Raw genomic sequence first — 24,902 nt, forward strand, 5'->3', positions numbered from 1 at the left:
CGATCAAGGCCAGCAAAAAATGCTTACACTTCCAGGCCTTTCAAAACCGTCGCGAGCGGCAGCAGGTTTTTAAACGCTTGTCTCAACGGCGTTCCTTATCCATTCGACATGGTTGCCATCGATGGCGACGACGTCGATGCGGCAGGGCGGCAGGCGATTGAAGCGTTGTAGATAAAACTGGGCAGCGCGGATGATGCGGCGGATTTTCGCCGGACTGATGCTTTCCGCCGCGCTGACCGGGGCCCCGGCCGCGCGCTGGCGCACTTCGACGAACACGAGCGTGGCACCGTCGCGCAGGATCAGGTCGATTTCTCCCAGCTTGCACTGGAAATTCGCTTCCACCAGCACGAGGCCGTGGCGTTCGAGATGGGCCAGGGCCACGTTTTCCCACGCGCGTCCCTGCTCCTGCTTGCGCGACAGCCGGGTCGGCCACATGTCAGCGGCCCTTGACGGGGTCGAATGCGCCGCCGCGGACGACGACGGCCGCCTCGACCCGCTGCAGCTGCAATTGCCCGCCGGGGCCGGCGACCACGTCGAGCCGACCCGTGACGCCATCGATGTTGAACGGCGCGCCGTCCCGCAGTGCCAGTTCGCGCGCGACGCGGAAGGCGTCGATGCCGAGGGCATATAAACGGTCCATGTCGAGCGGCTGTTCCGTATCCAGCGGGCGCGGGTAGACCATCACGGCCGGGTGGTCGGGCAGCACGATCCACGGCAGGTCGAGGAGGCGTACGCCGTCGAGGCCCGGCGCATCCGGCACCGTCGACCGCCCCGGATTCGCCGGGCCGCCGCCATAGCAGGGGATCGCGGCGGCCAGCGCGCGCACGGGGCGCAGCGCCGCGCTGTCGAGTGCGGCGAACAGCAGGTCGGGCGGGTCGATCTCCAGTTTCTGCTTCAGTTCCCCGATGGCCGCCTTGCCTCCTTCGCCGGACGGCACCGCGAAGCGCTGGTTCGTGTGGCCCAGCTGGATCCAGCGCGCCTCGAACGCGCCGGCCGCCCGCTGCGCCCAGGCCGCGCCGCCCGTGAGGATCAGCGCGCGGCCGTGCGGATGCTCGCGCGCGGCCCATTCCGCCACCTGGCGCGCCTCGTCCTCGATCGACAGCCCCGCCACGAGCATCCCGCGCGGCACACTCGCCCGGCCTTCCGGCACGCTCAGTACGACGGTCGGCCGCGTGACGGCATCGCTGTCGGCCAGTGCCGCCACGGCGGAACGCGCGAGCGGACCGACGATGATGTCGCTGGCCACCGCCGCGCGCGCGTACGCGTCGAGCACGTCGCGCGGCGCGTCGCCCGTCGAGACGACCTCGGCCTTGAAGCCGGTGCCGTCCCGTTCCATGCTCGCCATGAAGCCGGCGCGAACCGCCTCGGCGGCCGTTGCCAGCGTGCTGGATCGCATCGGCAGCAGCAGGGCGATGCGGATGGGCGGGCTTGATGCCGGCGGCGGCGGCGCCGGTTCGTTCGGTGGCGGCCGGGCAGGACGCGGCTGGATGGCGGGATCCAGCATCGCGAGAAGGGGCGCGTGCGCACTTGTGTTAGTGTCCACGGACGCGCACAATCGCTGCGGCCCGGCACATGGCGTGCCGGCAAGGGCGTGGCCACCGACACTCATCATGATGAGCAGCCAGGCCAGCCGGGCGCACAGTGCCTCGAGAATCTTCATCCGTATCCCCAACATGACAGAAACCCAGTCCAGCCAGATCGCCCAACTGCCCGTCATGGGCGAGGCCGCCCAGCAGTCCTATCCTACCGCAACGCTTTACGTGGTGGCCACACCCATCGGCAACGTCACCGATATCACGCTGCGCGCGCTGCACGTGCTGCTGCTGGCCGACGTCGTCGCCTGCGAGGACACGCGCAAGACCGGCGCATTGCTCATGCGCTTCGGCCTGAACAAGCCGATGATCGCCGCGCACCAGCACAACGAACGCGAGGTCGCCGAGAAGATCGCCACGCGCCTGCGCGCGGGCGAGCGCGTGGCGCTCGTGTCGGATGCGGGCACGCCGGCCGTGTCCGACCCGGGCGCGCGCATCGTCGACGCGGTGCGCGACGCCGGCCTGCACGTCGTGCCCGTGCCCGGCTCGTCGGCGGCCATCGCGGCGCTGTCGGCGAGTGGCCTCGTGAACGACCGCTTCTATTTTGTCGGCTTCCTGCCCGCGAAGACGAAGCAGCGCGAAGCGGAACTGGCCACGCTCAAGGCCGTGCCGGCGACGCTCGTGTTCTATGAGGCACCGCATCGCATCACGGACTGTGTGGAATCTCTCGTCGCCGCATTCGAGCCGACGCGCCAGGTGGTCTTTGCGCGCGAGCTCACCAAGCTGTTCGAGGAAATCCACCGCTGCCCGCTGAGCGCGGCACTCGCGTGGGTGAAGGCCGACGCCAACCGCGAGCGCGGCGAATTCGTCGTGCTGGTCGAAGGCGCGCGGACGGAGGACGATGAAGGCGACGTCGAAGCGGAGCGCGTGCTGCGCATCCTGCTGGAAGAGTGTTCCGTGAAACAGGCTGCCGCGCTGGCGGCGCAGATTACCGGGAAGAAGAAGAACGCGTTGTACGAGCGGGCGTTGCAGATCAAGGGCTAACAAACGTCGTTCCCGAGAAAGCGGGAACCCATGCGGACTATCCGAAGTCAGACTTCAAAGATGCCGCAGTAATTTCAACGTCACGGCTTTGGTGGTTCAGTATGGATTCCCGCCTGCGCGGGAATGACGTGCCTGGTTTAGCGATGCTGTCACTTGTGCGGTTCGCCTACCATTTACACCCACTATCCTTCTTGTCCATCGCGAGGAAGATCGGCGCCAGCAGGCCCCCGGGCACGCCATCCTTGCAATCCGGCCGCTTGGCCTGCTTGATCGCCCGCTCGAACTTGCTTTCCGTTTGCAGCGCCGGTTTCGGCAGGCGTTCGAGCGCCGTGCCCACCTTGTCCGGATCGGGTTCGTTGGCCAGCTTCGTGGCCATGCCGCGCGCCAGGCTGCGCGCCGCGTCGATGTCGAAATGCCGCGTCGTCGTCGCGGGTTCCGGTGGCGGCGCGGGCGTGTCCGGTGCCGGTTTCACGGCATAGGTTTCCTCGGTGGACTGGCGTTTTTCCACCGGCACGGCGATCACAGGGCGGGTTTTCCTTGCGGGCGGCTGCGCGCGCGGGATCGGTTTCGGCGGCTCCTCGGCCGGTTTCACTTGCACGGGCGGCGGTGGCGGTGGCGCGGCTTGCAGGCGGATCGTGAGCCGTTCCGGCGGCGCGGCGGGCAAGGTCGTGGCAGGCTGGCGATAGAACGCGAGCAGCAGCGCGTGCGCGAGTACCGACAGCGCAATGCCGGCCGCGACGCGGTTGACCTGTTTGCGGTCGGGGAGGGCGCCGTCGATGTTGTCGATTGCAAACGTCACGTCTTCACCTGTACGGAAAACCACGGATTCACGGGCTTTCCTTGACCTGGACAGTACCCGGACGGTATGATGGCTGTCTTCGGAGTGTAGCGCAGCCCGGTAGCGCATCTGGTTTGGGACCAGAGGGTCCAAGGTTCGAATCCTTGTACTCCGACCAGTATAGCAAGAGGCCGACGAGAGATCGTCGGCCTTTTTCATTTGTTACAAGGTTCTCTTAGCCAACAATGCATTGCCGGCCCGGCTCGCGCCCTTGCGGCCGAGATGCTGCGAAATGAACGCGCCCGCCTCCACGACGACATCGAGGGCTATGCCCGTCTCGATCCCCAGCCCGTTCAGCATGTAGACCACGTCCTCGGTCGCCACGTTGCCCGTCGCGCCCTTCGCATACGGGCAGCCGCCCAGGCCCGACACGGACGAGTGGAAGATCGTGACGCCCAGTTCCAGGCTGGCGTAGATGTTGGCGAGCGCCTGGCCGTAGGTGTCGTGGAAGTGGCCGGAGATGCGGTCGAGCGCGAAGGCGCGCGCCGCCGTCTCCATCACGGCCTGCGTCTTGCGCGGGGTCGAGACGCCGATCGTGTCGGCGATGTCGATCTCGTCGCAGCCCAGGTCGCGCATGCGGCCCACGACGTCCGCGACCGCATCCAGCGGCACTTCTCCCTGGTACGGGCAGCCGAACGCGCAGCTGATGCTCCCGCGCAGGCGCAGGCCGTTGTCCTTCGCCGCCTTGGCGACAGGCTCGAAGCGCGCGATGGATTCCGCGATCGAGCAGTTGATGTTCCGCTGCGAGAACGCTTCCGACGCGGAACCGAAGATCACGACTTCGTCGGCCTGCGCCGCCAGCGCGGCCTCGAAGCCCTGCATGTTCGGCGTCAGCGCGGAATACAGCGTGCCGGGACGGCGCGCGATGCCGGCCATGACCTCGCCACTCGTCGCCATCTGCGGCACCCACTTGGGCGAGACGAACGACGCCGCCTCGATATTGGCGAAACCGGCGCGCGACAGGCGGTCGACCAGTTCGATCTTGACCGCGGCGGACACCGCTTCCTTTTCGTTCTGCAGCCCGTCGCGCGGGCCGACTTCGACGATCTTGACGTGCTTCGGCAGTTGGTTGTGCATGGTGGTTTCCTAATAGCCGCGGGCGCGGTCGACGATGTCGTCGATGGCCTCGCCCCGTTCCAGCTTGCCGATCTTGGCGGCGATCTGGCGTACGGCTTCCTCGCGCAGGGTGAGCGCGGAGATGTGCGGCGTGATGGTGATGCGCGGTTCGTTCCAGAACGGATGCGGGGCCGGCAGCGGTTCGTTGCGGAACACGTCCAGCGTGGCGCCCGCGATGTGGCCGGCGCGGATCAGCGCCAGCAGGTCCGGCTCGGCCAGCAGCGCGCCGCGCGCCACGTTGATCACGTAGGCGCCTTCGGGCAGTTGCGACAGGTGCGCGCGGTCGAGCAGGTTCGTCGTCTCGGGCGTGAGCGGCAGCATGCAGACGAGGACCTGCGTGCCGGACATGAAGTCGCCCAGTTCGTCCATGCCGGCAAAGCATGGCACGCCCGGCACGTCCTTCGGCGACCGGCTCCAGCCGCGCACGGGAAAGCCGAGCTGGCGCAAGGTGCGCAGCACGGGCATCCCGAGCTTGCCGAGGCCCAGTACGCCGACCGTGAAGTCGGCCTTGCGGCGGCGCGTTTCCAGCGGGTTCCAGATGCCCTGGCGCGCCTGCTGTTCGTAGTCGTCGAAGCGGCGGAAGTAGCGCAAGGTTGCATACGCGACGTACTCCGCCATCTGCTCGGCCATGCCCGCATCGCCGAGGCGGACGATGGGGACGTGCGGCAGCGCGTCGCCGAACTTCAGCAGCGCGTCCACGCCGGCACCCATCAGGAAGATCGCCTTGACGTGGGCCAGCTGGTCGAGCAGCTGCGGCGTCGGCGCCCACACGACGGCGTAGTCGCAAGGCGGTTGCGACGCCAGCGACATGTTCTCGCGCCACACGACGGTCTCCGCGTGTGGCAATGCATCGGCAAAATCACGGGCCCACGGTTCGATGACGCCGTCGCCCCGGTACAGCAGTATCCGCATGTCTTGTCTCCTGATAATTGTTATGGATTGCGTGTGCTGTCTCGTTGGTCGTTGGTACATGGTGGGCACGGGGTGCCCACCCTACGGTCGTGCTGCCGTAGGGTGGGCGGCCTCCGCCCACCAAAACGTCACGCTGCCGCTTTAAACGCCAGCAGCGGTGCCCCATCCGCGACCTGGTCGCCGACCTGGTACAGCACTTCCTCGACCAGGCCGTCGCTCGGTGCGGCAATCGTGTGTTCCATCTTCATCGCTTCCATGATCACGAGCGGCTCGCCCTTCTTGACGAGCTGTCCGCTGGACGCGATCACGGCCACCACCTTGCCCGGCATCGGCGCCGTGAGGCGGCCGTCCGCCGTCTCGTGCTCGCCGGCATGCGCGAGCGGGTCGTGCCAATCCAGCACGTGGTGCAGGCCGCCCGTGAACACGTGCAGCGTTTCGCCGTCGCGCCGCACCGTGCCCTGGATGGCCTGGCCGTCCAGGCGGATCGCGTAGCGGCCGTCATGCTGCGAGACAAGCGCCAGCGGATGGGCCTTGCCGTCCGCTTCGAGCGTCCAGCCATGCGCATGATAGGCCATGTCGATGGCATAGACCTTGGCCTGGGTCGTGGCCGCGTACTCGTCGCCGAATGCCAGCCGGCGGCGATACGTGCCGTTCATGCGCCAGCCGTGGGTGCTGGTCCACGGGTCGGCCGGGTTGCTGCTGGTCGATGTTTCCGCCGCGACGAGGGCCACGGCCGCCAGCGCCAGCGCGGACAACGGCGCCGGACCCGCCGGCGGGAACAGCGTCGCCGTGTTTCGCTCGATCAGGCCCGTGTCCAGGTCGGCGTGCGCAAAGGCATCGCCTTCGACGAGGCGTTTCAGGAAGGCGATATTGGTCGCGAGGCCGACGATGTGGAATTCGGACAGCGCCCGCGCCATGCGCGCCAGCGCCTGCGCGCGGTCCGCGCCCCACACGATCAGCTTCGCGATCATCGGATCGTAGAACGGAGAGATGGCATCGCCCGCGCGCACGCCGGAATCGATGCGCACGTCGCCCAGTTCGAACGCGACGTGGCCTGGGGTGTCCATGCAGAGGAGTGTCCCGATCGAGGGCAGGAAGCCCTTTTCCGGATTCTCCGCGTACACGCGCGCCTCGATCGCGTGGCCGTGGATCGCGAGTTCATGCTGCTGCTTCGGCAGCGGCTGGCCGGCGGCCACGCGCAGCTGCCATTCGACGAGGTCCGTCCCCGTGATCATCTCGGTGACGGGGTGCTCGACCTGCAGGCGCGTGTTCATCTCCATGAAGTAGAACGAGCCGTCCTGGTTGGCGATGAATTCGACGGTGCCCGCGCCCACATAGCCCACGGCACGTGCCGCCGCGACGGCCGCTTCGCCCATCGCGGCGCGGCGCTCGGGCGGCATGCCAGGCGCCGGCGCTTCTTCCAGCACCTTCTGGTGACGCCGCTGCACGGAGCAGTCGCGCTCGTGCAGATAGACGCAGTTACCGTGCGTGTCCGCGAACACCTGGATCTCGATGTGGCGCGGGCGCGTAAGGTATTTTTCGACGAGCACCTTGTCGTCGCCGAACGACGAAATGGCTTCGCGCTTGCACGACGCGAGCGCGGCCTGGAAATCCTCCGACCGTTCGACGACGCGCATGCCCTTGCCGCCGCCGCCCGCGCTGGCTTTCAGCAGCACCGGGTAGCCGATGCGGTTCGCTTCCGATTGCAGCAGTTCCGGGTCCTGCGCATCGCCGTGGTAGCCCGGCACGAGCGGCACGCCCGCGCCTTCCATCAACTGCTTGGCGGCGGATTTCGATCCCATCGCGCGCATCGACGATCCCGGCGGGCCGATGAACACGAGACCCGCTGCCGCGCAGGCTTCCGCGAATTCGGCGTTCTCGGACAGGAAGCCGTAGCCCGGGTGGATCGCCTGCGCGCCGGTGGCCAGCGCCGCGGCGATGATCTTGTCGCCGCGCAGATAGCTGTCCCTGGCGGCGGCGGGGCCGAGCAGGATCGCTTCATCGCAGACCGCCACGTGTTTCGCGCCGGCGTCGGCTTCCGAATAGACGGCAACGGTCTTGATGCCGAGGCGGCGCGCGGTGGCGGCGACCCGGCAGGCGATTTCGCCACGGTTGGCGATGAGGATCTTCGTGAACATGGTGTCTCGTCTGTTTTATGTGTTGTGGGATCGGCTTGTGGCCGGATTACGTTCGATAAAACCTGGCTCGTGGCCGACAGCGTTTGCGGGGCGTGGGCACGGGGTGCCCACCCTACGAATTCGGCGCGTACGTAGGGTGGGCGCCCCCGTGCCCACGTGGAAGCTTCAGCAGCCGCAGCTTTCCTTCTGCACCGATTCCAGCATCGCCGAGCGCGTTTTCAGGCCCAGCTTTTCCAGCAACTTGCGGTCGTCGTCCGCTTCCGGATTGTCCGTGGTGAGCAGCTTGTCGCCGTAGAAGATCGAGTTCGCACCGGCCATGAAGCACATCGCCTGCACGGCTTCGCCCAGCTCGCGCCGGCCGGCCGACAGACGCACGCGCGCCTTCGGCATCGTGATGCGCGCGACGGCGATCGTGCGCACGAATTCGATCGGGTCCAGCGGCGGCAGCCCGTGCATCGGCGTGCCTTCCACCTGCACCAGGTGGTTGATGGGCACCGATTCCGGATACGGGTTCATGTTGGCCAGCTGCGCGATCAGGCCAGCGCGCTGGGCACGCGTCTCGCCCATGCCCACGATGCCGCCGCAGCAGATCTTCAAACCGGCCGTACGGACGCGGCCCAGCGTGTCGAGGCGGTCGCGGTATTCGCGCGTGGAGATCACGTCGCCGTAGAAGTCCGGCGAGGTGTCGATGTTGTGGTTGTAGTAGTCCAGGCCCGCCTGCTTCAGTTGCTCGGCCTGGCCTTCTTCCAGCATGCCGAGGGTCGCGCAGGTTTCCATGCCCAGCGCTTTCACGCCGCGCACCATGGCTTCCACTTTCTCCATGTCGCGCTCTTTCGGGCTGCGCCACGCGGCGCCCATGCAGAAGCGGGTCGCGCCCTTGGCCTTCGCTTCACGCGCGGCGTCCAGCACGGTGTCGAGGTCGAGGATCTTCTTCGCCTCGACGCCGGTGTCGTAGCGTGCGGCCTGCGGGCAGTAGCCGCAGTCTTCCTCGCAGCCGCCGGTCTTGATCGACAGCAGGGTCGCGAGTTCGACGTCGCCGTCGGGGAAGTTGGCGCGGTGCGCCTGCTGCGCGCGGAACATCAGTTCCGGCAGCGGCAGTTCGAACAGCGCGAGCACGTCGGCGAGCGGCCAGGTGGCGTCTTTCGGCAGGGAGGCCGGCGTGACCGGCGGGTGGAGAGTAACGACTTGGGTCATTTCGGATTCCTTGTTTTGGTCAGGCTCGCTTGGCCGGCCATCCGGGCAGGCTCGCGAGTTCGAGGTAAGTGGAGGCCTTGGCGGCCGTCGGTTCGTCCAGGCGCGGCACGTGGCCGAGCAGCGGGGCGGGCAGGCGGCGTTCGAGCTCCGCGATGTTGTCGATCGCGAAGCGCATGTCCGGGTCCACCTGGTTGGCGACCCAGCCCGCGAGCACGAGGCCGCGCGCGACGATCGCCTCGGCCGTCAGTAAAGCATGATTGATGCAGCCCAGGCGCATGCCGACGACGAGAACGACGGGCAGCCCCAATTGTACGGCCAGATCGGCGCTGTCGAAGTCTTCCGAGAACGGCACGCAGAAACCGCCCACGCCTTCGACGACGGTCGCGTCGGACGCGCCGAGGATTTCGGCATACGCCGTCAGGATGGGCACCGGTTCGATGGTCACGCCTTCCAGCGCGGCCGCGATGTGCGGGGCGCACGGTTCGCGCAGCATGTAGGGCGTCGTGATCGACTGCGGCAGCTGCACGTTGCCGGCCGCGCGCAGCATGGCCGCGTCGTCGTTGTGCAGTTCGCCGTCGCGTTCCTCGGCACCGGCCGCGATGGGCTTCATGCCGCATGCGCGCACGCCATGGCGCACGAGTTTATGGAGGATGGCGCTGGAGATCAGCGTCTTGCCGATCTCCGTGTCGGTGCCCGTCACGAAGCAGGCGAAGCGCGTCGGCACGCCTTCCGCGGCCAGTGGCGCGGGGACGGCGATCGGCATCGCGACCGGTTCGGCCATGCCGACGGATTGTTCGGGCTCGTTCAGACTCATGCCGAGGTCCTTTCCAGCTGGTTGAGCGCAGTAATCAACTGCGCGACGTCTTGTTCGGTATGCGCGGCGGACAGCGTGACGCGCAGGCGCGCCGTCCCCACCGCCACGGTCGGCGGACGGATCGCCGGCACCCACAGCCCCTGCTCGTGCAGGCGGGCCGCGGCGGCCATCGCCTCGTCGTTGGCGCCGATGATGATGGGCTGGATCGCCGTCGTCGAGACGGGGCGCTGCCAGCGCTCCAGGCGCAGGCCGGCGTCCAGTTGCGCGATGCGCGCACGCAGGTCGGCGCGGCGTTGTTCACCTTCATCGCCCTCGATGATATCCACGCTCGCGAGCAGCGCGTGCGCGAGCGCGGGCGCGGCGGCCGTCGTGTAGATGTACGGGCGCGCGCGCTGGATCATCAGCTCGATCACGTCCTCGTGCGCGGCGATGAACGCGCCGCCGACGCCAGCCGCCTTGCCCAGCGTGCCGATGTAGACGAGGTGCGGCGAACGCAGGCCAAAATGTTCCAGCGCGCCGCAGCCGTTATCTCCCAGCACGCCGAAGCCGTGCGCATCGTCGACGACGAGCCACGCGCCGTGGCGCTCGCACAGCGCGAGCAGTTGCGGCAGCGGGGCGAGGTCGCCATCCATGCTGAACACGCTGTCCGTCACGACGATTTTGGTGGGCGCAGCGCTGGCCGCGAGCTTCTCTTCCAGTGCGGCCACGTCGCCGTGCGGGTACACGGTCACGCCCGCGCGCGCGAGGCGGGCGCCGTCGATCAGCGAGGCGTGGTTCAGCGCTTCCGAAAAGATCATCGCATCGGGCGTGCTGCCGAGCCCCGTCAGCACGGCGAGGTTCGCCATGTAGCCGGTGCAGAAATACAGCGCGCGTGCGGATTCCAGATGCGGCGCTTCGAACGCGGCCAGTCGCTCTTCCAGCAGCGCGTGCGCGCGGCTGTGGCCCGATACGAGGTGCGACGCGCCGCTGCCGGCGCCATACAGGCGCGCGCCCTCGCGCAGCGCTTCCACGACGCGCGGGTGCGCGGCGAGGCCCAGGTAATCGTTGCTGCAGAACGCGAGCATGTCCCGGCCGTCGACGACCTGGCGCGGCGCGCAGGGCGTCTCCGCCGTGCGCCGGTGGCGGGTCAGGCTGCGGCTTGCCAGCTCGTCCAGTTGGGCGCGGACGTTGTCGATCAGGTTCGTCATCATTCCGCGATCACTTCTTCGAACACCTTGCGCGTGCGCGCGGCGAGGCCCACGATTTCTTCTTCGTCCAGCACGTACGGCGGCATCAGGTACACGGTGCGGCCGATGGGACGCAATAAAAGCTCGTTTTCCACGGCGCTCGTGAAGAAGCGGCGCGCGAAGGTCGACGCGCGCTGCGTGTCCGGCTCGACCGCATCGAACGCGAGGATCATGCCGCGCTGGCGGAAGTTCGTCACGCGCTTGTGGTCCAGCAGCGGCGCCAGTTCCAGCATCAGGCGCGTGGCCGTTTCGCGGTTCTTGTTCAACACGTCGTCGTCCTGGAAGATCTGCAGCGTGGCCAGCGCGGCGCGGCAGGCCAGCGCATTGCCCGTGTACGAGTGCGAGTGCAGGAAGCCGCGCGTGATGTCCTCGCTGTAGAACGCCTCATAGACCTTGTCGGTAGTGAGGACGAGCGACAGCGGCAGATAGCCGCCGCTGATGCCCTTCGACAGGCACATGAAGTCCGGCCAGATCGCCGCCTGTTCGCATGCGAAGAACGTGCCGGTGCGGCCGCAGCCGACCGCGATCTCGTCGGCGATCAGGTGCACGTGGTACTTGTCGCACAGCTCGCGCAGGCGCTGCAAATACAGCGGATCGTGCATCGCCATGCCGGTCGCGCACTGCACGAGCGGTTCGACGATGATGGCGGCGATGTGGTCGGCCCGTTCCGCGAACAGCGCCTCGACATCCTTCGCCGCACGCAGCGCGACGTCCTGCGCGGACTCGCCGTCGACGGCGTTGCGCGCATCGGGCGACGACACGGTCCGCGCGGCGCGCAGCAGCGGGCCGTACGCATCCTTGAACAGCGCGACGTCCGTCACGCCCAGTGCGCCGACGGTCTCGCCGTGGTAGGAGCCCTGCAGGCAGACGAATTCCTGCTTGTCCACATAGCCCGCGTTGCGCCAGTAATGGAAGCTCATTTTCAGCGCGATCTCGACGGCCGATGCGCCATCGGATGCGTAGAACGCGTGACCCAGCTGCTGGCCCGTCAGTGCGGCCAGTTGTTCGGACAGCTCGATCACCGGTTCATGCGTAAAGCCTGCGAGCATCGCGTGTTCCAGCTTGTCCAGCTGGTCCTTCAACGCGGCGTTGATGCGCGGGTTGGCGTGGCCGAACAGGTTGACCCACCACGAACTGATGCCGTCCAGGTAGCGCCGGCCTTCATGGTCGACCAGCCACGGCCCCTTGGCGTGGCTGACGGCGATCAGCGGCACCTCTTCGTGGTGCTGCATTTGCGTGCATGGATGCCAGACGCTGCGCAGGCTGCGCGCGATCCAGTCGGAGGAGGTGGTGGTGGGTTTCAATCTACGTCCTGTTTGGTCTAGCTAGTCCAGCCATGAAGGCCGGCGTTTTTCGAGAAATGAGGCGACGCCCTCGCGCCCTTCGAGCGACGCGCGGATGCCCGCGATGCGGTTCGCCGTGTCTTCCAGCAGCGCTTCCGTGACCGGTTCGCCCGCGATCTCGCGCACGAGCGTCTTCGCTTCGCGCACGGCGTTCGGGCTGTTGTTGGCCAGTGCCTGCACGATGCCGGCCACCTTCGTGTCGAGGTCCGCGGCGGGGACGATCTCGTGCACGAAGCCGATGCGGTGGGCTTCCTTCGCATCGAAGCGTTCGGCGGTGAGGAAGTAACGGCGTGCGGCCTGCTCGCCCATCGCCTTGATCACGTACGGCGAGATCGTCGCCGGGATCAGTCCGAGTTTGACTTCGGACAGGCAGAAATTGGCCGTGTCGACGCTGATGGCGATATCGCACGCGGCCACGAGGCCCATGCCGCCGGCGTAGCAATCGCCCTGGACTTTCGCCACGACGGGCTTCGGGCAGACATAAATGGTGCGCAGCATGTCGGCGAGGCGCATGGCGTCGGCGCGGTTTTCGCTGTCCGAATAACCGGCCATCTTCTTCATCCAGTTCAGATCCGCGCCGGCGCAGAATGCGGCGCCGGTCGCGCCGAGCACGATGGCGCGCACGAGCTCATTGCGTCCCAGCTCGTCGAACGCGAGGGCCAGCTCCGCGATGCTTTGTTCGTTGAACGCGTTGCGCAGGTCGGGGCGGTTCAGCGTGACGTGGCCGATGCGGTCGGTAATGGTGACGGTGAGGGTCTGGTAGTCCATGTCTCGTCTCCTCACATGCGGAACACGCCGAACTTCGTGTCCGGGATCGGCGCGTTCAGCGCGCTTGACAAGCCCAGGCCCAGCACCATGCGCGTATCGGCCGGGTCGATCACGCCGTCGTCCCACAGGCGCGCGGTGGCGTAATACGGGTGGCCCTGGTGCTCGTACTGTTCCTTGATCGGCTGCTTGAACGCGGCTTCCTCGTCCGCACTCCACTGCCCGCCGCGGGCCTCGATGCCGTCGCGCTTGACGGTCGCCAGCACCGACGCCGCCTGGTCGCCGCCCATCACGGAGATGCGCGCATTGGGCCACATCCACAGGAAGCGCGGCGAGAACGCGCGGCCGCACATGCCGTAGTTGCCGGCGCCGAACGAGCCGCCGATGATCACGGTGAACTTGGGCACCGACGCCGTCGCGACCGCGGTGACCATCTTCGCGCCGTTGCGGGCAATGCCTTCGTTTTCGTATTTGCGGCCGACCATGAAGCCGGTGATGTTCTGCAGGAAGACGAGCGGGATTTTTCTCTGGCAGCACAGCTCGATGAAGTGCGTGCCCTTCAGTGCGGATTCCGAGAACAGGATGCCGTTGTTGGCGATGATTCCAACCTTCATGCCGAAGATGTGGGCGAAGCCGCAGACGAGCGTCGTGCCGTAGCGGGCCTTGAACTCGTCGAACTCGCTGCCGTCGACGATGCGCGCGATGACTTCGCGCACGTCGAACGGTTTGCGGGTGTCGACAGGAATGACGCCGTACAGCTCTTCCGGCGCGTACTTGGGCTCCACCGCTTCGCGCAGCGCGCCCTGCTGGGGCTTGGTGCGGTTCAGGTTCGAGACGATCGTGCGCGCGAGCGCCAGCGCGTGCGTGTCGTCCTGCGCGAGGTGGTCGGCCACGCCGGACAAACGCGTGTGCACGTCGCCGCCGCCGAGGTCCTCGGCCGTGACGACTTCACCCGTCGCCGCCTTCACGAGCGGCGGGCCGCCCAGGAAGATCGTGCCCTGTTCCTTGACGATGATGGATTCGTCGCTCATCGCCGGCACGTACGCGCCGCCCGCCGTGCAGGAGCCCATCACGACGGCGATCTGCGGGATGCCTTTCGCGGACAGGTTGGCCTGGTTATAGAAGATGCGGCCGAAGTGGTCGCGGTCGGGGAACACGTCGTCCTGGTTCGGCAGGTTGGCGCCGCCCGAGTCGACGAGGTAGATGCAGGGCAGGTTGTTCTGCTCGGCGATCTCCTGCGCGCGCAGGTGTTTTTTGACCGTCATCGGGTAGTACGTGCCGCCCTTGACGGTGGCGTCGTTACAGACGATCACGCATTCCTGGCCTGCCACGCGGCCGATGCCCGTGATGATGCCGGCGGCGGGCGCAGCATCGTCGTACATGGCGTACGCGGCCATCTGGGAGAATTCGAGGAACGGGGTGCCCGGATCGAGCAGCATCTGCACGCGCTCGCGCGGCAGCAGCTTGCCGCGCGCGACATGCTTGGCGCACGCGGCCTCGCCGCCCCCCTTGGCGACCTGCGCCACCTTGGCGCGCAAGTCGTCGACGAGGGTTTGCATGGCGGCGGCGTTGGCTTTGAAATCTTCGCTGCGCGGGTTGAGTTTCGTGTCGATCTGGGGCATCGGATCCTGTCTCCTGCTGGGTCGCGGCTTGTGGCGCGGTTTTATTCAGGGAAACTGCCGTCCACATAGAACCACCGCATCTTGCCACCCACGGCAGGGTCCGGCTCGCGCAGGAACCGGCTGACTTCATGCAACCGGTGGGCGCGGCCATGGACCTTGAAGCGGGCGACGAATTCGACGGTGTCTTCGTTGGGTTGTTCCGGCAGGTCTGCTTTACGTTGACGTAAACGTAAAGCAGATTTTATCTCAAGTCCGAGCCACTGCACCTTCTGGTTTTGGTCGATGATGGGTTCCGCCGGCAACGTGCTGGGGTGCCAGGTCGCGCGCAGGTAGGCTTCGTCCCGCATGACGAAGGCCGTGTAGCGGGAACGCATCAATGCCTCGGCCGTCGGCGGCAGTTCCGCGCCGGCGATGAAGGGGCCGCAGCAGCGCATGATCGATGGGCCGCCGCAAGGACAGGGGAGAGGCTTCGCAGGAGTAGGCATGGCGGCAATTATCCGCCATTTCCGCGGGCTGGGTGAGCCGCGCTTTTATGCGGGATAACAGCAGATGCGTGGGCGTTAAAGCATCTGTGCAGATCTTTTGCCGAAAATAAATGAACTGCTCATTAAATGGGCGGAGAAATTTTTTGTTTCTTCTTGGCTCCGATGGCTGTTCAACAAGTTTTCCCTGCGATCGGGTCGAAAACTGATGCAAGAATGGCACAATGTGGACGAACGTTTATATATTTACAATGTTCTGATGCTAACCGAGATGCGCCTGTGGACGTCAAGCCAAGTAAATGGATCGCCGTTAAGGTCGCGCGGGCGTGAAAATTTGTGAATATTCGAAAAATATTGTTACTAAAAGACACGTTTCTTTCTGAAAGTATTAAGCGAAAGGGTATCATTGTCGACCATGTGTTAACGCATTGAGCAGGAGTGGGGGCGGATCCGATGAGTGAAATCAATCAGCTGACAGGTGCCTTGTTTGGGAAAATTGGTCAGGAAAGACGGCTGCTGAAGCTGGACACTTCACTTGGATCGGATACCTTGCTGCCACAGCGAGCACATGGGATCGACCGCATCAGCGAAGGATTCGACTACACGGTTGACCTGTGCTCGCTGGAGGCCGACATCGAACTCAAGCAGTTGATCGCTCAAGAAGTCACCCTCTGGATACTGCAGACCGACGCCAGTTATTTACCCGTACATGGATATGTACACACGGCCAAAAAATTGGGCAGTGATGGGGAACTGACTGCGTATCAAATCGGATTTGCGGGCTGCATTCACTTTCTTAAATTCCGCAAGGACGCGCGCATTTGGCAGGACAAAAATGCCGAGGACATCATCGCCGACGTCTTGAATGGCCATCCTCAGTGCCAAGGCCGATTCCGGTTCGAACTGACCCAGCCGCCGCGCCCCCATTCTTATTGCACGCAGTATGAAACCGACTGGCACTTCGTCATGCGCATGATGGAGAGCGAAGGCTGGTATGCGTACGCCGAGCAGGCGTCTGACGGTAGTGGCCACCAATGGGTTATCACCGATTCCGTGGGAAATCTGAAGCCGCGCCAGCCTGAAGAGATGGCCTTCCATCGCGCCGGTCCGACCGACGAAATCGACAAAATTGTTCAGTGGGGCACGACCCGAACGCTGCTGAACAGCCAGCTTTTAACGAAAACCTTCGATTACAAGGCGCCGCGCAACATCAGCGAAACCGGCATGCAGATTCTCCCGGATCAAGGAGGCATTCCATCGCAGTTGGAAGTCTATGAATATACCGGCGCCTATACGAACTCGGGTGTCGAGCATGGGACTGACCAGTCCCGCGTGCGCGTGCAGGAATGGGAGTCGCGCGCCAAGCGGTTTTTCGGCACATCAGGCGTTCGCCATTTGCCGGTGGGGCGCTGGTTCACGCTCACCGACCACCCGGCCCACGATGAGGTCGCCGATGAAGCGCGTCAGTTCGTTGTCCTGAACGTCGAATGGGCTATCGAAAACAATCTGCCTCTCTCGAAAACACAGAAAGCGTTTTCGGGCAGCCTGAAAGGCCAGTTGCTCAAGTTTGCGGCAGATGCGGGGCTGCCTGGCCCCGAGGACGACGGCATTGGCGCAGAAAATAGCCGCACCGGCCACTGTTTCAATCGTTTCGAGGTGCAACGGCGCACCGTCGAATACCGTAGTCCTTTTGCCCACGCCAAGCCGTCGATGCACGCGCAGACGGCGACCGTCGTCGGTCCAGCCGATGAAGAAATTTATACCGATAACCTGAACCGGGTGAAAGTTCGCTTTCACTGGGACCGACTCAATCCCGGTGATGAAAAGGCATCCTGCTGGGTACGTGTCAGTTATCCCAACGCGGGTGAAGGGTGGGGCGCCGTCCACGTTCCGCGCATCGGCCAGGAAGTGATCATTACCTTTCTTGATGGCGACGCAGACCGGCCGATCATCACGGGGCGTATCTATAACGGCGAGCAGACACCGCACTGGCATAGCGACGGTCGCTTGTCCGGCTACAAATCCAAGGAATACAAAGGCGCCGGCTTCAATCAGCTGGTCATGGATGACACATCCGAACAAAACCGGGTTCAGCTGTTCAGTAGCAGCACGAATGCGCAGCTCAGTCTCGGCTATCTGATCGGTCAACAGGGGAACAACCGTGCTGGTTTTTATGGCTCCGGTTTTGCGCTCAATTCGGACGCCTATGGCGCTATTACGGCACAACAGGGCCTGTACATCAGCACGTACGGCCGGCCAGGTCCAAAAGGTTCGCAACTGGACGTCCGCGAGGCGCGCGACCAGCTGAAAGAAGCGCAGGAGCTGACGAAGCATTTGTCGGACGTCGCCGGGAAGTCCAGTGCCGAGGCGCTGCCAGGACAAGAGGCACTCCAGGAATTCGTCGACGCCACCCAGGCGCAGTACAGTGGGCCGGGCCAAGAGGAGGCCAACCGGTTTGCCGATCCTCTGCTGCTGATCGCCTCTCCCGCCGGCATCGGGTTAAGTACGCCTAAAAGCACGCATATCCACAGCAGCGACCAGATGACGATGTCGTCCGGTGCCGACACCAATCTGGCCGTAGGTAAGAGTCTGATCGCCAGCATCAAGGAAAAAATCAGCCTGTTCGCCTACAACGCCGGTATCAAGCTGTTTGCAGCCAAGGGAAAAGTCGAAGTGCAAGCCCAGAACGGCGACATCGACATCATTGCGGAGAAGGTGTTACGGCTGTTGTCGGCCAACGATCGGATCGAAATCTTCGCCAAGAAAGAGGTGGTGATCGGCGCCGACGGCTCCGCGATCAAGATCAATGGTTCGGGAATCACCGACATGACGAGTGGCAAGCGCATCATCCACACGTCCGACCTTTCCGTACCGGGCCCGCAGACGACGGCGTATTCGCTGCCCACACTTCCCAAGGAAGTCTGTCTTGAATGCCTGAAGAAACGCGCGAAGCAGCGTAGCGCGTTCGTGAACAAAGGAGCGCAGCAATGAAGATTGCTCCATTGGAAGTCTCCACTTTCGAATCGAACCTGGCGAGTGCTTTCGATAACCAGAACCTTACCTGCTACGCGATCATCGACAAGGCACAGGACAAGACGCTGCTTGAGAAGTTCGAAAAAGGTGGGATCGGTGTGAGTAGCAAGTGCATGCTGCCGGCAGCGCTGGATTCTGAAGCAGAAGACTATGCGCCGCATCTGCTGGAACTGTCCCCGCTTGCAGCGGATTCGGAAATCTGGCCTTCCATTCTTCGCGCAGGCGCTGAGCATCCAGCAAGCTTTACCTTACTGGCGAGCCGATTTTCCTTCGATACGCTGTGGTACCACCTCGCTGCGTTTACCGAAATCCTGCTGCCCGACGATACCGACATGATCTTCGCGTTCTGGGATCCTGCCGTGCTCGGAACCTTGACCGGACAGGCAAGCGATCTCACTTTGCATGTCCCCGCACCGGTGCTGAGCGAGCGCCAGCGCGCGCGTCTTCTGCAGGGCATCTCGGCGTGGTGGTATTGGGACCGGGACGGAAATCCTCAACAGATTCTGCCGAAGACCAATGCCGAGGCTGCTGCTGCACATCTGGTCAGTTTGCCGCTCAAGCTTACTCAGGTGCAGGTGGACATGCTGGTGGAGGCTGGCGTGCCTGATCAGTTGTTATCTATGGTCAAAGAAAATCAGCCGCAGCTGCTTTTAGATATTCCGTCTTCATCGCATTACATAACGATCAGGAAGCATCTTCTCGAAGCCAGGAAACTTAAGCTATTTGGGATGCGGGACATTTTGAACTACACATGCGCGGCTCTGATTTATAGGGACGCGCTCTACATCGATGCATCCATCGTTGCGGTGTTAGAACAAGTCAAGTCAGGGAAAATCAGTTTTGATGACGCGATGGAAAAATTTCCATAGAAAGAGCGGACTTGAATAAGCAGTACGAGTTATCAGGAATGGCAATAAGACATATTCGTGAGTGACTAAGGAAAATATTGTTATGAAGACCGAAGTGATTCGATCAACTCGTAGGCGCAGTATATTGGGCTTGGCTGGCTTTGGGTTGTTGATACCGCTTTCGGCGTGCGGTCAAGGAGGGAAGATTATGAATAATTATATTGTGTTAAATGTTGAGATGTTCTCAAATCTTGATCGATCCATTGGTGACATAATGTTCAACGGCGAAGATCTTGGAGTTATGAACAAATATGGTGCTACTGGACTAATAACGGGTGTGCGTATTCCTTTTGGCGTTCAGAGTTTAACTTGGATGTTAGATGGCCCTCCAGGTACTCCGCGCAATGGCGAGCACGTAAAAATTAAGAATGAGCTAGTAATTTTACCTGAGCAGATCCCGCCTGGAACTAAGTATTTGGGCCTCCACCTTTATCCAGATTTTACGGCCGAGGTCACGTTTTCTGAATCGTTGCCGGAGAGGACCTCTCGTGGGAAAAAAATAAAGGCGGAAGCCAGAAAATAAAATGGCAAATGGTGACAAACTGATAGCCGCGCAGAGCGCTAATCGCGACGTGGCCAATGCGAAACCTGCTCCTAAGCAAAACTGTGCGGATGTAGTTAATATTAGTATTTTCTTCGATGGCACAGGAAACAACAAATCCGTTGACGAGCCGTTGAAAAAATGGAGTAATCCTGCCCGCTTGTGGCGCTCAGCACAGTATCTCGTCGATGATGACGATACTTCGAACTATGCCATTTATGTTTCTGGCGTCGGCACACCTTTTAATGGTACGGCAACAGATTGGATAGATCAGGAATTAATCGAGTTTCAGGACGGGAGCAAACCAGGAGGTGGGCTGGGTGCTGGTGGAACTCGGCGAATAGATTATGGCGAGGCTAGTGTCAACGACCGTCTGCGTGCGGTACTGATACAAAGCGCTGCGAAGTTAAACCTTTCATTAGCCCCTTACATCGAGAAAGGAAAACCTGCCAACATTAGGGAGTTGGCTAGCGCGCTCGAGGCACATGGTCTCATTACTATAATCAACCTTTCGATTTTTGGTTTCTCTCGAGGAGCTGCGCTGGCTCGAGCATTCAGTAATGAAATGCTGAGGCAAACTGTACGTGGGCCGGATGGGGTTCGGCGTTATAACGGTGTGCCCATTCGCTTTAATTTCATGGGATTGTTCGACACGGTTGCTTCGTTTGGTGTGCCGTCAAAAAATGTCGATATACCATTCGACGAAAAAAATTTGGTCGTTTCTCCAGTTGTAGAGCGCTGTGTGCACTATATCGCTGGGCAAGAATTGCGTTTTTCCTTTCCCGTTGATCTTATCCGAAAAGAGGGAAAGCTCATGCCAAATTGGGTGGAAAAAGTTTATCCTGGAGCCCACTCTGATGTAGGTGGGGGATACGAGCCTATGGCACAGGGTATCTCAAACAATTATGCTCGCGTACCTATGCGAAATATGATGCGAGAAGCTGTCAAAAGCGGAGTTCGTCTTGTCGACTATGATGACCTCATAGGATTTGGGGAATCTGTGTTCAAAATGGTTTTTGAAATCCATCCGGAAACGCTTGCGGCTTATGAAAAATATGTAGGAGCGATCGGGTCCCATGAAACCGTTGAGCAAGCTGTGACGGCTCATATGAAGGCGCTATATTCTGCATGGGGTACGATGACTCGGCGGAAGATAAAAACACCAGATCTTATGCAGAGGCAAAGTGAGGATGCCGAACATAAAAATTCTGGGCATCCAGGTATAGCTTTCGAAGCTGCACTTCATATGGCCCAAGAGCGAGACGTCAAACCAGGTGATCCCCAACTTGCCCCAGACAGTCCATGTCGAGCAGTTATCATAAAGGGAAAAATATATGGCATTCAGGTGCGTCCCGCAAAATGGCGACTTGATGCTTGGAATGCGACTGCGCCAGAGCCAGTACTCAATTTTATACAACATAACATACATGATTCGAAAGCTGGATTTTTACATGCTTTCGAGCCATTTAGCTATTTTACTGCACGTGGTATGGCGGAATCCTCACGAAACATATTGGCGCGCGGATTAGACTGGATGGATAATGCTATTACTTATGTTAAAAATGGCGTGATTAAAGTATATCAGCGTGCCGAGGGTGTTGTAGTCGAGACTTGGGAGGAGGGTAAGCTGATTGCTACACATACTTATCGGGTTGGCGAGAAGTTTGTCGTCGATACCGTTCGTGCCGGCGTCAATTACACGGTTGAGGTTTATCAGACCAGTAAGCAGGTAATCATTTCAACAGTCAAGCGGGGCCAGCAAATGGTGATCACGTCGATCGACATGGCCAAGAAACAGGCCAGTGCTGCAGCAGATGCGACTCAGAAAAAAGCGGCCGAGTTGGCGGATGCCACCCAGCGGAAGGTTGGGGAGTTTGCCGATGCAACGCAAAAAATCGCCAACGAAGTCGGTAATCAGATACACAACGGCGCGGCGGGAGCAGCCAAAAGCGTGGGACAGGCTGTAGATACGGGCATGCAAGCAGTTGAAGAAGGCTGGCATTCCGTCCGTTCGGCGATTGGTATCTAGAATGGCGTTTGCAATTGTCCGGCTTGGAGACAAGACGACACATGGCGGTGTTGTGATTACCGCATCGCCGGTGCATACGTTGCGCGGTATTGGCATCGCTCGCAAGGGAGACATGGTTTCGTGTCCGCTACCGGGGCACGGGATAAACGAGATCGTAGAAGGTTGTCTTGTGTTCAGTGTCGGTGGCCGCAGCGTGGCGCTGCACGGCCACAAAACCGCGTGCGGCTGCTCGCTGATTGCCAGCGCTATCGATGCAACCCAAGGGTAATGTAGCGTTTTCCGTGCTCCAGTCGGCCAACGTGGTGTCCCGGTATAAATCGCTGAGCATGCCGTGAAAAGCAGGTTTCCCTTGGTGATAAATCTATGCTCCTCTACCAAGTCATGTGGTTGGCCGTTCCACTTCTCTGGGCGCTGCTGCTGTTGTTATATTTCAGTCGCAAGGTGTATTACCGGGACCGATCGATGATCTTTGAGGCTTCGATTTCCCTGTTGTCTTCATTGATGCTGTTTTTCGCCTGGTGGCTGATACTTCCGATCCTGGTGCTCTTGCCGCTATCGCTCTATTTCGCGTTCCGCTGCTATAGAAAGACCGTCGCACGCTTTCACGGTTTCCCCATTCTTGCGCGTGTCGCGGGCTTGATGCCGATGGCGGTGGTAATTGCGACTTTGCCAGCAATAAATTACTTCTTTGCAGATTCGTATCGGGCATAACCGCCTGCGTTTCGGCATGCTAGCCCAGCATCAACCCATCCAACCCAAACGGCGGCGCCTTCCCCCGCATGAGGTCCGCCAGCAGGCTGGCAGTGCCGCAAGCAAACGTGAACCCAAGCGGCCCGTGCCCCACGTTCAGCCATAGGTTCGAATACGGGGTGGCCCCGATGATCGGCGCACTGTTCGGCGTCGCCGGCCGCAGCCCGGCCCACGGCGTGATCCGCGTATAGTCCGCCGCACGCGGCATCGTTTCCTTCACCTGGCGCGTGAGACTGTCCAGCCGATGAGCGTTCAGGCTCAGGTCTTCACCGACCATGTCGACCATCGCCGCCACCCGAAGTTTGTCGCCAATGCGCGCATACAGCACCTTGCGTTCGAAGTCGGTGACGCTGATCTCGGGCGCCACGTCGTCCTGGCGGATCGGCGCCGTCAGGCTGTAGCCCTTCAGCGGGTAGATCGGCAACGACAGACCCGCCGATTCCCCAAGCATGCGGCTCTGCATGCCGGCCGCCAGCACGTACGCGTCGGCCGACAGCACCCCGGCCGACGTCTGCACGCCGGCGATCCGGCCGCCGCCAGTGACGAAGCGCAAAGCCTCGCCATGCACGAAGCCCGAGAAGCGCGGATGTGCGCCGATGCGTTCAGCCAGCGCCACGCAGAACGCGTAGCAGTCGGCCACCGCTTCGCCACTGTTGTAGATGCCGCCCGCGAGCTTGTTTTCCATCGCGGCCAGCGCGGGTTCGTGCGCCACGCATTCGGAAGCATCCCACACGGCGCCGGCATTCGGCTTCGCGGCCGCCGCGTCGAACGCGGCGCGCGTGCGGTACACGACCAGCTTGCCCGCGTCGCGCCATTCGAATGCGTCCAGCGGCACGACCGGTTCCAGAGATGCCATCGCGCGGCGCGACAGCTCGCCCAGTTGCAACAGCTTGTTCGTCGTCTTGCGGTTCAGGTCGGCGCGGCAGTTGGCGAGGAAGGCGGCCAGCCAGCGCCACTGGTGCGCGTCGAATTGCGGGCGGAAGCGCAGCGGGCCATGTTCCTGGAACAGCCACTTCAGGGCCTTCAGCGGCACGCCAGCGTCCGCCAGCGGCGACACGTAGCGGTAGCTCAGTTGCCCGCCATTGCTGTAGCTCGTGCCCGTGCCCACGCCCGGTACGCGTTCCAGCAGCGTGACCCGGTAGCCGGCTTCGAGAAGCCACCACGCCGAGGTCAGGCCGACGACGCCGCCGCCGATGACGATTACTTGTTGCATCCGTGCACGCTTTTGATCATGGACATGCGAAGAAGCTTAGGGGCTGGCCCTGCGCTCGGCTAATGAATGTAGAGCGGCCGGGCATAACCGGGGTTCATGTTATCGCGTGTTGATATAACGCCGTCAGGATGCGCTCCTGGAACCGCGCCAGCGACGAATACTTGCCCTTGTTGGCGGGCGCGAACGGATCCGTCGACGTGCCGCCCACCAGCACGATCATCCCGTTCCGGCGCTTCGGATCGAATGCGAACACGGACATCAGCCCATACGCATCGCCCAGGTGCCCGACGGCCGGGAAGCCGCCACCTTCGACGAGACGTATCCCTGTTTCGTCAGGGAACTGTTCATTGCCGAGACCCCAGCAGTGAAACAGCCCGTCCGATGTGTCGCCGTTGCGGCCGTCATACGTCCATTGCCGGCTGAACATCAGCGACAGCGTGGCTGGCTTCAACAGCTGCGGGCCTTGCCCCATCAGCATGCGCATCACGACCCCCATGTCGCGCGCGCTGATGCGCAGGCCGCCCGTCGGACTGAACGGCGTGGCATTCGTACCGATGACGTAACGGTCGATGGCAACAGGCGGTTTGACGCTGTAGTCGTCGGCCTGGGCGATCCATGGGCCGGCCGGATCCCACACCTCCGTGTCGACCGTGCGCTTGCGGTACAGCGTGGCCAGATTGGCCAGCGCATTTGGCGGCAGTTCTGAGGGGAGATAGCCCGCCTGCAAGCCCAGCGGCTCGATCAGCAGGCGCCGCATCAGGCGATCGAAGCGTTCGCCGGTCACGCGTTCCATCACCGTACCGATCACGCCCCACCCGAGGTTGCAGTACGTGAAGTAGGCGCCCGGACCCGCGTTGGCTGCGAACATCCGGGCGTCGATGACATCCTTCAGCGCGACGTCCGCAGCCCACGAATAGCCGGCATCGTCGCGCAGTGAGGATGTGTGCGTGAGCAGGTGGCGCAGGGAAATTAACTGGTCAGGGAAATGCGGATTGCGCAACGTAAAACCGAGGTAGCCGGAAACGTCGGCGTCGAGGTCGACCTTGCCGCTCTCATACAGACGCATCAGCCCGAGCGTCGTCATCATCTTCGAGATCGACGCGATGCGGAACAGCGTATCCGGCCCGACGGGCTTGTCCGGCAGACCATCGTGTCCGATGAAGCGCCGGCCGAATTGATACGAATAGCTGACCTGCCCGGCACGGACCGTCAGCACGGACAGGCTCGCCAGCTCGCAGGCCGGATCTGCGGCGATGGCGGCGAGTTCCCTGTCCAGCCGGCGCGGCGGCGCTGCCAGCAACGGTCCGGCCGCCCCCAGCAAGGCCATGCCCAGCATATTCCGTCGCGCTCTGTTCATCGTCATCCCCATATGATGGCCATGCAGGCGAGAATACGGACTGAT

General features: G+C 62.7%; 22 protein-coding genes and 1 tRNA gene. 8 read left to right on the top strand and 15 right to left on the bottom strand.

Annotation, left to right across the window (positions count from 1 at the left end; translation table 11 throughout):
* Positions 1-69: 69 nt before the first annotated feature.
* Positions 70-435: a YraN family protein gene (locus ACL58G_RS04995; protein ID WP_413380970.1), complete on the bottom strand. Its 366-nt coding sequence runs from the start codon at positions 433-435 to the stop codon at positions 70-72.
* A 1-nt stretch (position 436) separates the two neighbouring features.
* Positions 437-1,660: a penicillin-binding protein activator gene (locus ACL58G_RS05000; protein ID WP_440965514.1), complete on the bottom strand. Its 1,224-nt coding sequence runs from the start codon at positions 1,658-1,660 to the stop codon at positions 437-439.
* Positions 1,661-1,673: 13 nt separating this feature from the next.
* Between ACL58G_RS05000 and rsmI the strand changes: the two genes are divergently transcribed.
* A complete protein-coding gene (rsmI, locus tag ACL58G_RS05005) occupies positions 1,674-2,576 on the top strand; it encodes a 16S rRNA (cytidine(1402)-2'-O)-methyltransferase (protein ID WP_440965515.1) in 903 nt (300 codons plus the stop codon).
* 166 nt (positions 2,577-2,742) lie between these two features.
* On the opposite strand, the gene ACL58G_RS05010 is transcribed toward rsmI, so the two are convergent.
* Entirely contained in the window at positions 2,743-3,375 is a 633-nt protein-coding gene (locus ACL58G_RS05010) for a hypothetical protein (RefSeq protein ID WP_440965517.1), read from the bottom strand.
* 80 nt (positions 3,376-3,455) lie between these two features.
* On the opposite strand from ACL58G_RS05010, the gene ACL58G_RS05015 reads away from it, so the two are divergent.
* Positions 3,456-3,532 (top strand) — tRNA-Pro (locus ACL58G_RS05015).
* 44 nt (positions 3,533-3,576) lie between these two features.
* On the opposite strand, the gene ACL58G_RS05020 is transcribed toward ACL58G_RS05015, so the two are convergent.
* From ACL58G_RS05020 to ACL58G_RS05065, 10 genes are all read right to left on the bottom strand, one after another.
* Positions 3,577-4,491, bottom strand: coding sequence for a hydroxymethylglutaryl-CoA lyase (locus ACL58G_RS05020; protein ID WP_440965518.1), 915 nt, complete (start codon positions 4,489-4,491; stop codon positions 3,577-3,579).
* Between the two features lie 9 nt (positions 4,492-4,500).
* Positions 4,501-5,442 (bottom strand): 2-hydroxyacid dehydrogenase, encoded by a 942-nt coding sequence (locus tag ACL58G_RS05025; protein WP_440965520.1) that lies wholly within the window; start codon positions 5,440-5,442, stop codon positions 4,501-4,503.
* Positions 5,443-5,570: 128 nt separating this feature from the next.
* A complete protein-coding gene (locus tag ACL58G_RS05030; protein WP_440965522.1) occupies positions 5,571-7,580 on the bottom strand; it encodes an acetyl-CoA carboxylase biotin carboxylase subunit in 2,010 nt (669 codons plus the stop codon).
* A 165-nt stretch (positions 7,581-7,745) separates the two neighbouring features.
* Positions 7,746-8,774 carry a biotin synthase BioB gene (gene bioB, locus ACL58G_RS05035; RefSeq protein WP_440965524.1) on the bottom strand — a complete coding sequence of 343 codons (1,029 nt, stop codon included), beginning with the start codon at positions 8,772-8,774 and terminating at the stop codon, positions 7,746-7,748.
* A gap of 19 nt (positions 8,775-8,793) precedes the next feature.
* Positions 8,794-9,588, bottom strand: coding sequence for a dethiobiotin synthase (gene bioD / locus ACL58G_RS05040; protein WP_440965526.1), 795 nt, complete (start codon positions 9,586-9,588; stop codon positions 8,794-8,796).
* Positions 9,585-10,775, bottom strand: coding sequence for an 8-amino-7-oxononanoate synthase (gene bioF, locus ACL58G_RS05045; protein ID WP_440967964.1), 1,191 nt, complete (start codon positions 10,773-10,775; stop codon positions 9,585-9,587). The genes bioD and bioF overlap by 4 nt, the downstream gene beginning before the upstream one ends.
* Positions 10,775-12,118, bottom strand: a complete 1,344-nt coding sequence (gene bioA / locus ACL58G_RS05050) for an adenosylmethionine--8-amino-7-oxononanoate transaminase (RefSeq protein WP_413380984.1) — start codon at positions 12,116-12,118, stop codon at positions 10,775-10,777. Before bioA ends, bioF begins: the two co-directional genes overlap by 1 nt.
* Before the next feature lie 21 nt (positions 12,119-12,139).
* Positions 12,140-12,925: an enoyl-CoA hydratase/isomerase family protein gene (locus ACL58G_RS05055; protein WP_413380986.1), complete on the bottom strand. Its 786-nt coding sequence runs from the start codon at positions 12,923-12,925 to the stop codon at positions 12,140-12,142.
* A gap of 11 nt (positions 12,926-12,936) precedes the next feature.
* Positions 12,937-14,544: a carboxyl transferase domain-containing protein gene (locus tag ACL58G_RS05060; RefSeq protein ID WP_440965528.1), complete on the bottom strand. Its 1,608-nt coding sequence runs from the start codon at positions 14,542-14,544 to the stop codon at positions 12,937-12,939.
* Positions 14,545-14,585: 41 nt separating this feature from the next.
* Positions 14,586-15,029: a YchJ family protein gene (locus ACL58G_RS05065; protein ID WP_413380990.1), complete on the bottom strand. Its 444-nt coding sequence runs from the start codon at positions 15,027-15,029 to the stop codon at positions 14,586-14,588.
* 450 nt (positions 15,030-15,479) lie between these two features.
* Here ACL58G_RS05065 and ACL58G_RS05070 point away from each other — a divergent pair, with 450 nt between their 5' ends.
* From ACL58G_RS05070 to ACL58G_RS05095, 6 genes are all read left to right on the top strand, one after another.
* Positions 15,480-18,017: a type VI secretion system Vgr family protein gene (locus tag ACL58G_RS05070; RefSeq protein WP_440965530.1), complete on the top strand. Its 2,538-nt coding sequence runs from the start codon at positions 15,480-15,482 to the stop codon at positions 18,015-18,017.
* A complete protein-coding gene (locus ACL58G_RS05075; RefSeq protein ID WP_440965532.1) occupies positions 18,014-18,928 on the top strand; it encodes a DUF4123 domain-containing protein in 915 nt (304 codons plus the stop codon). Before ACL58G_RS05070 ends, ACL58G_RS05075 begins: the two co-directional genes overlap by 4 nt.
* Positions 18,929-19,010: 82 nt before the next feature.
* Complete coding sequence (locus ACL58G_RS05080) at positions 19,011-19,490, top strand: hypothetical protein (RefSeq protein WP_413380996.1); 480 nt, start codon at positions 19,011-19,013, stop codon at positions 19,488-19,490.
* 1 nt (position 19,491) lies between these two features.
* The gene (locus ACL58G_RS05085; RefSeq protein ID WP_413380998.1) at positions 19,492-21,537 is read left to right on the top strand and encodes a T6SS phospholipase effector Tle1-like catalytic domain-containing protein; all 2,046 of its coding nucleotides are present in this window, start codon (positions 19,492-19,494) and stop codon (positions 21,535-21,537) included.
* A gap of 1 nt (position 21,538) precedes the next feature.
* Positions 21,539-21,805: a PAAR domain-containing protein gene (locus tag ACL58G_RS05090; RefSeq protein ID WP_413381000.1), complete on the top strand. Its 267-nt coding sequence runs from the start codon at positions 21,539-21,541 to the stop codon at positions 21,803-21,805.
* A gap of 95 nt (positions 21,806-21,900) precedes the next feature.
* Entirely contained in the window at positions 21,901-22,248 is a 348-nt protein-coding gene (locus ACL58G_RS05095) for a hypothetical protein (protein WP_440965535.1), read from the top strand.
* 19 nt (positions 22,249-22,267) lie between these two features.
* On the opposite strand, the gene ACL58G_RS05100 is transcribed toward ACL58G_RS05095, so the two are convergent.
* Together ACL58G_RS05100 and ACL58G_RS05105 are read right to left on the bottom strand one after the other, a co-directional pair.
* Positions 22,268-23,500, bottom strand: a complete 1,233-nt coding sequence (locus ACL58G_RS05100; RefSeq protein WP_440965537.1) for a D-amino acid dehydrogenase — start codon at positions 23,498-23,500, stop codon at positions 22,268-22,270.
* Between the two features lie 94 nt (positions 23,501-23,594).
* Complete coding sequence (locus tag ACL58G_RS05105) at positions 23,595-24,857, bottom strand: serine hydrolase domain-containing protein (RefSeq protein ID WP_440965539.1); 1,263 nt, start codon at positions 24,855-24,857, stop codon at positions 23,595-23,597.
* Positions 24,858-24,902 lie beyond the last annotated feature (45 nt).

The organism is Massilia sp. GER05 (assembly GCF_052056005.1).
GTDB classification, from domain to species: domain Bacteria; phylum Pseudomonadota; class Gammaproteobacteria; order Burkholderiales; family Burkholderiaceae_D; genus Telluria; species Telluria orientalis.

Excerpts from the sequence above, each read along its gene's own strand:
- ACL58G_RS04995 (WP_413380970.1), bottom strand. The coding sequence starts at position 435 with ATGTGGCCGACCCGGCTGTCGCGCAAGCAGGAGCAGGGACGCGCGTGG.
- ACL58G_RS05000 (WP_440965514.1), bottom strand. The coding sequence starts at position 1,660 with ATGAAGATTCTCGAGGCACTGTGCGCCCGGCTGGCCTGGCTGCTCATC.
- rsmI (WP_440965515.1), top strand. The coding sequence starts at position 1,674 with ATGACAGAAACCCAGTCCAGCCAGATCGCCCAACTGCCCGTCATGGGC.
- ACL58G_RS05020 (WP_440965518.1), bottom strand. The coding sequence starts at position 4,491 with ATGCACAACCAACTGCCGAAGCACGTCAAGATCGTCGAAGTCGGCCCG.
- ACL58G_RS05025 (WP_440965520.1), bottom strand. The coding sequence starts at position 5,442 with ATGCGGATACTGCTGTACCGGGGCGACGGCGTCATCGAACCGTGGGCC.
- ACL58G_RS05030 (WP_440965522.1), bottom strand. The coding sequence starts at position 7,580 with ATGTTCACGAAGATCCTCATCGCCAACCGTGGCGAAATCGCCTGCCGG.
- bioB (WP_440965524.1), bottom strand. The coding sequence starts at position 8,774 with ATGACCCAAGTCGTTACTCTCCACCCGCCGGTCACGCCGGCCTCCCTG.
- bioD (WP_440965526.1), bottom strand. The coding sequence starts at position 9,588 with ATGAGTCTGAACGAGCCCGAACAATCCGTCGGCATGGCCGAACCGGTC.
- bioF (WP_440967964.1), bottom strand. The coding sequence starts at position 10,775 with ATGACGAACCTGATCGACAACGTCCGCGCCCAACTGGACGAGCTGGCA.
- ACL58G_RS05055 (WP_413380986.1), bottom strand. The coding sequence starts at position 12,925 with ATGGACTACCAGACCCTCACCGTCACCATTACCGACCGCATCGGCCAC.
- ACL58G_RS05060 (WP_440965528.1), bottom strand. The coding sequence starts at position 14,544 with ATGCCCCAGATCGACACGAAACTCAACCCGCGCAGCGAAGATTTCAAA.
- ACL58G_RS05065 (WP_413380990.1), bottom strand. The coding sequence starts at position 15,029 with ATGCCTACTCCTGCGAAGCCTCTCCCCTGTCCTTGCGGCGGCCCATCG.
- ACL58G_RS05070 (WP_440965530.1), top strand. The coding sequence starts at position 15,480 with ATGAGTGAAATCAATCAGCTGACAGGTGCCTTGTTTGGGAAAATTGGT.
- ACL58G_RS05075 (WP_440965532.1), top strand. The coding sequence starts at position 18,014 with ATGAAGATTGCTCCATTGGAAGTCTCCACTTTCGAATCGAACCTGGCG.
- ACL58G_RS05080 (WP_413380996.1), top strand. The coding sequence starts at position 19,011 with ATGAAGACCGAAGTGATTCGATCAACTCGTAGGCGCAGTATATTGGGC.
- ACL58G_RS05085 (WP_413380998.1), top strand. The coding sequence starts at position 19,492 with ATGGCAAATGGTGACAAACTGATAGCCGCGCAGAGCGCTAATCGCGAC.
- ACL58G_RS05090 (WP_413381000.1), top strand. The coding sequence starts at position 21,539 with ATGGCGTTTGCAATTGTCCGGCTTGGAGACAAGACGACACATGGCGGT.
- ACL58G_RS05095 (WP_440965535.1), top strand. The coding sequence starts at position 21,901 with ATGCTCCTCTACCAAGTCATGTGGTTGGCCGTTCCACTTCTCTGGGCG.
- ACL58G_RS05100 (WP_440965537.1), bottom strand. The coding sequence starts at position 23,500 with ATGCAACAAGTAATCGTCATCGGCGGCGGCGTCGTCGGCCTGACCTCG.
- ACL58G_RS05105 (WP_440965539.1), bottom strand. The coding sequence starts at position 24,857 with ATGAACAGAGCGCGACGGAATATGCTGGGCATGGCCTTGCTGGGGGCG.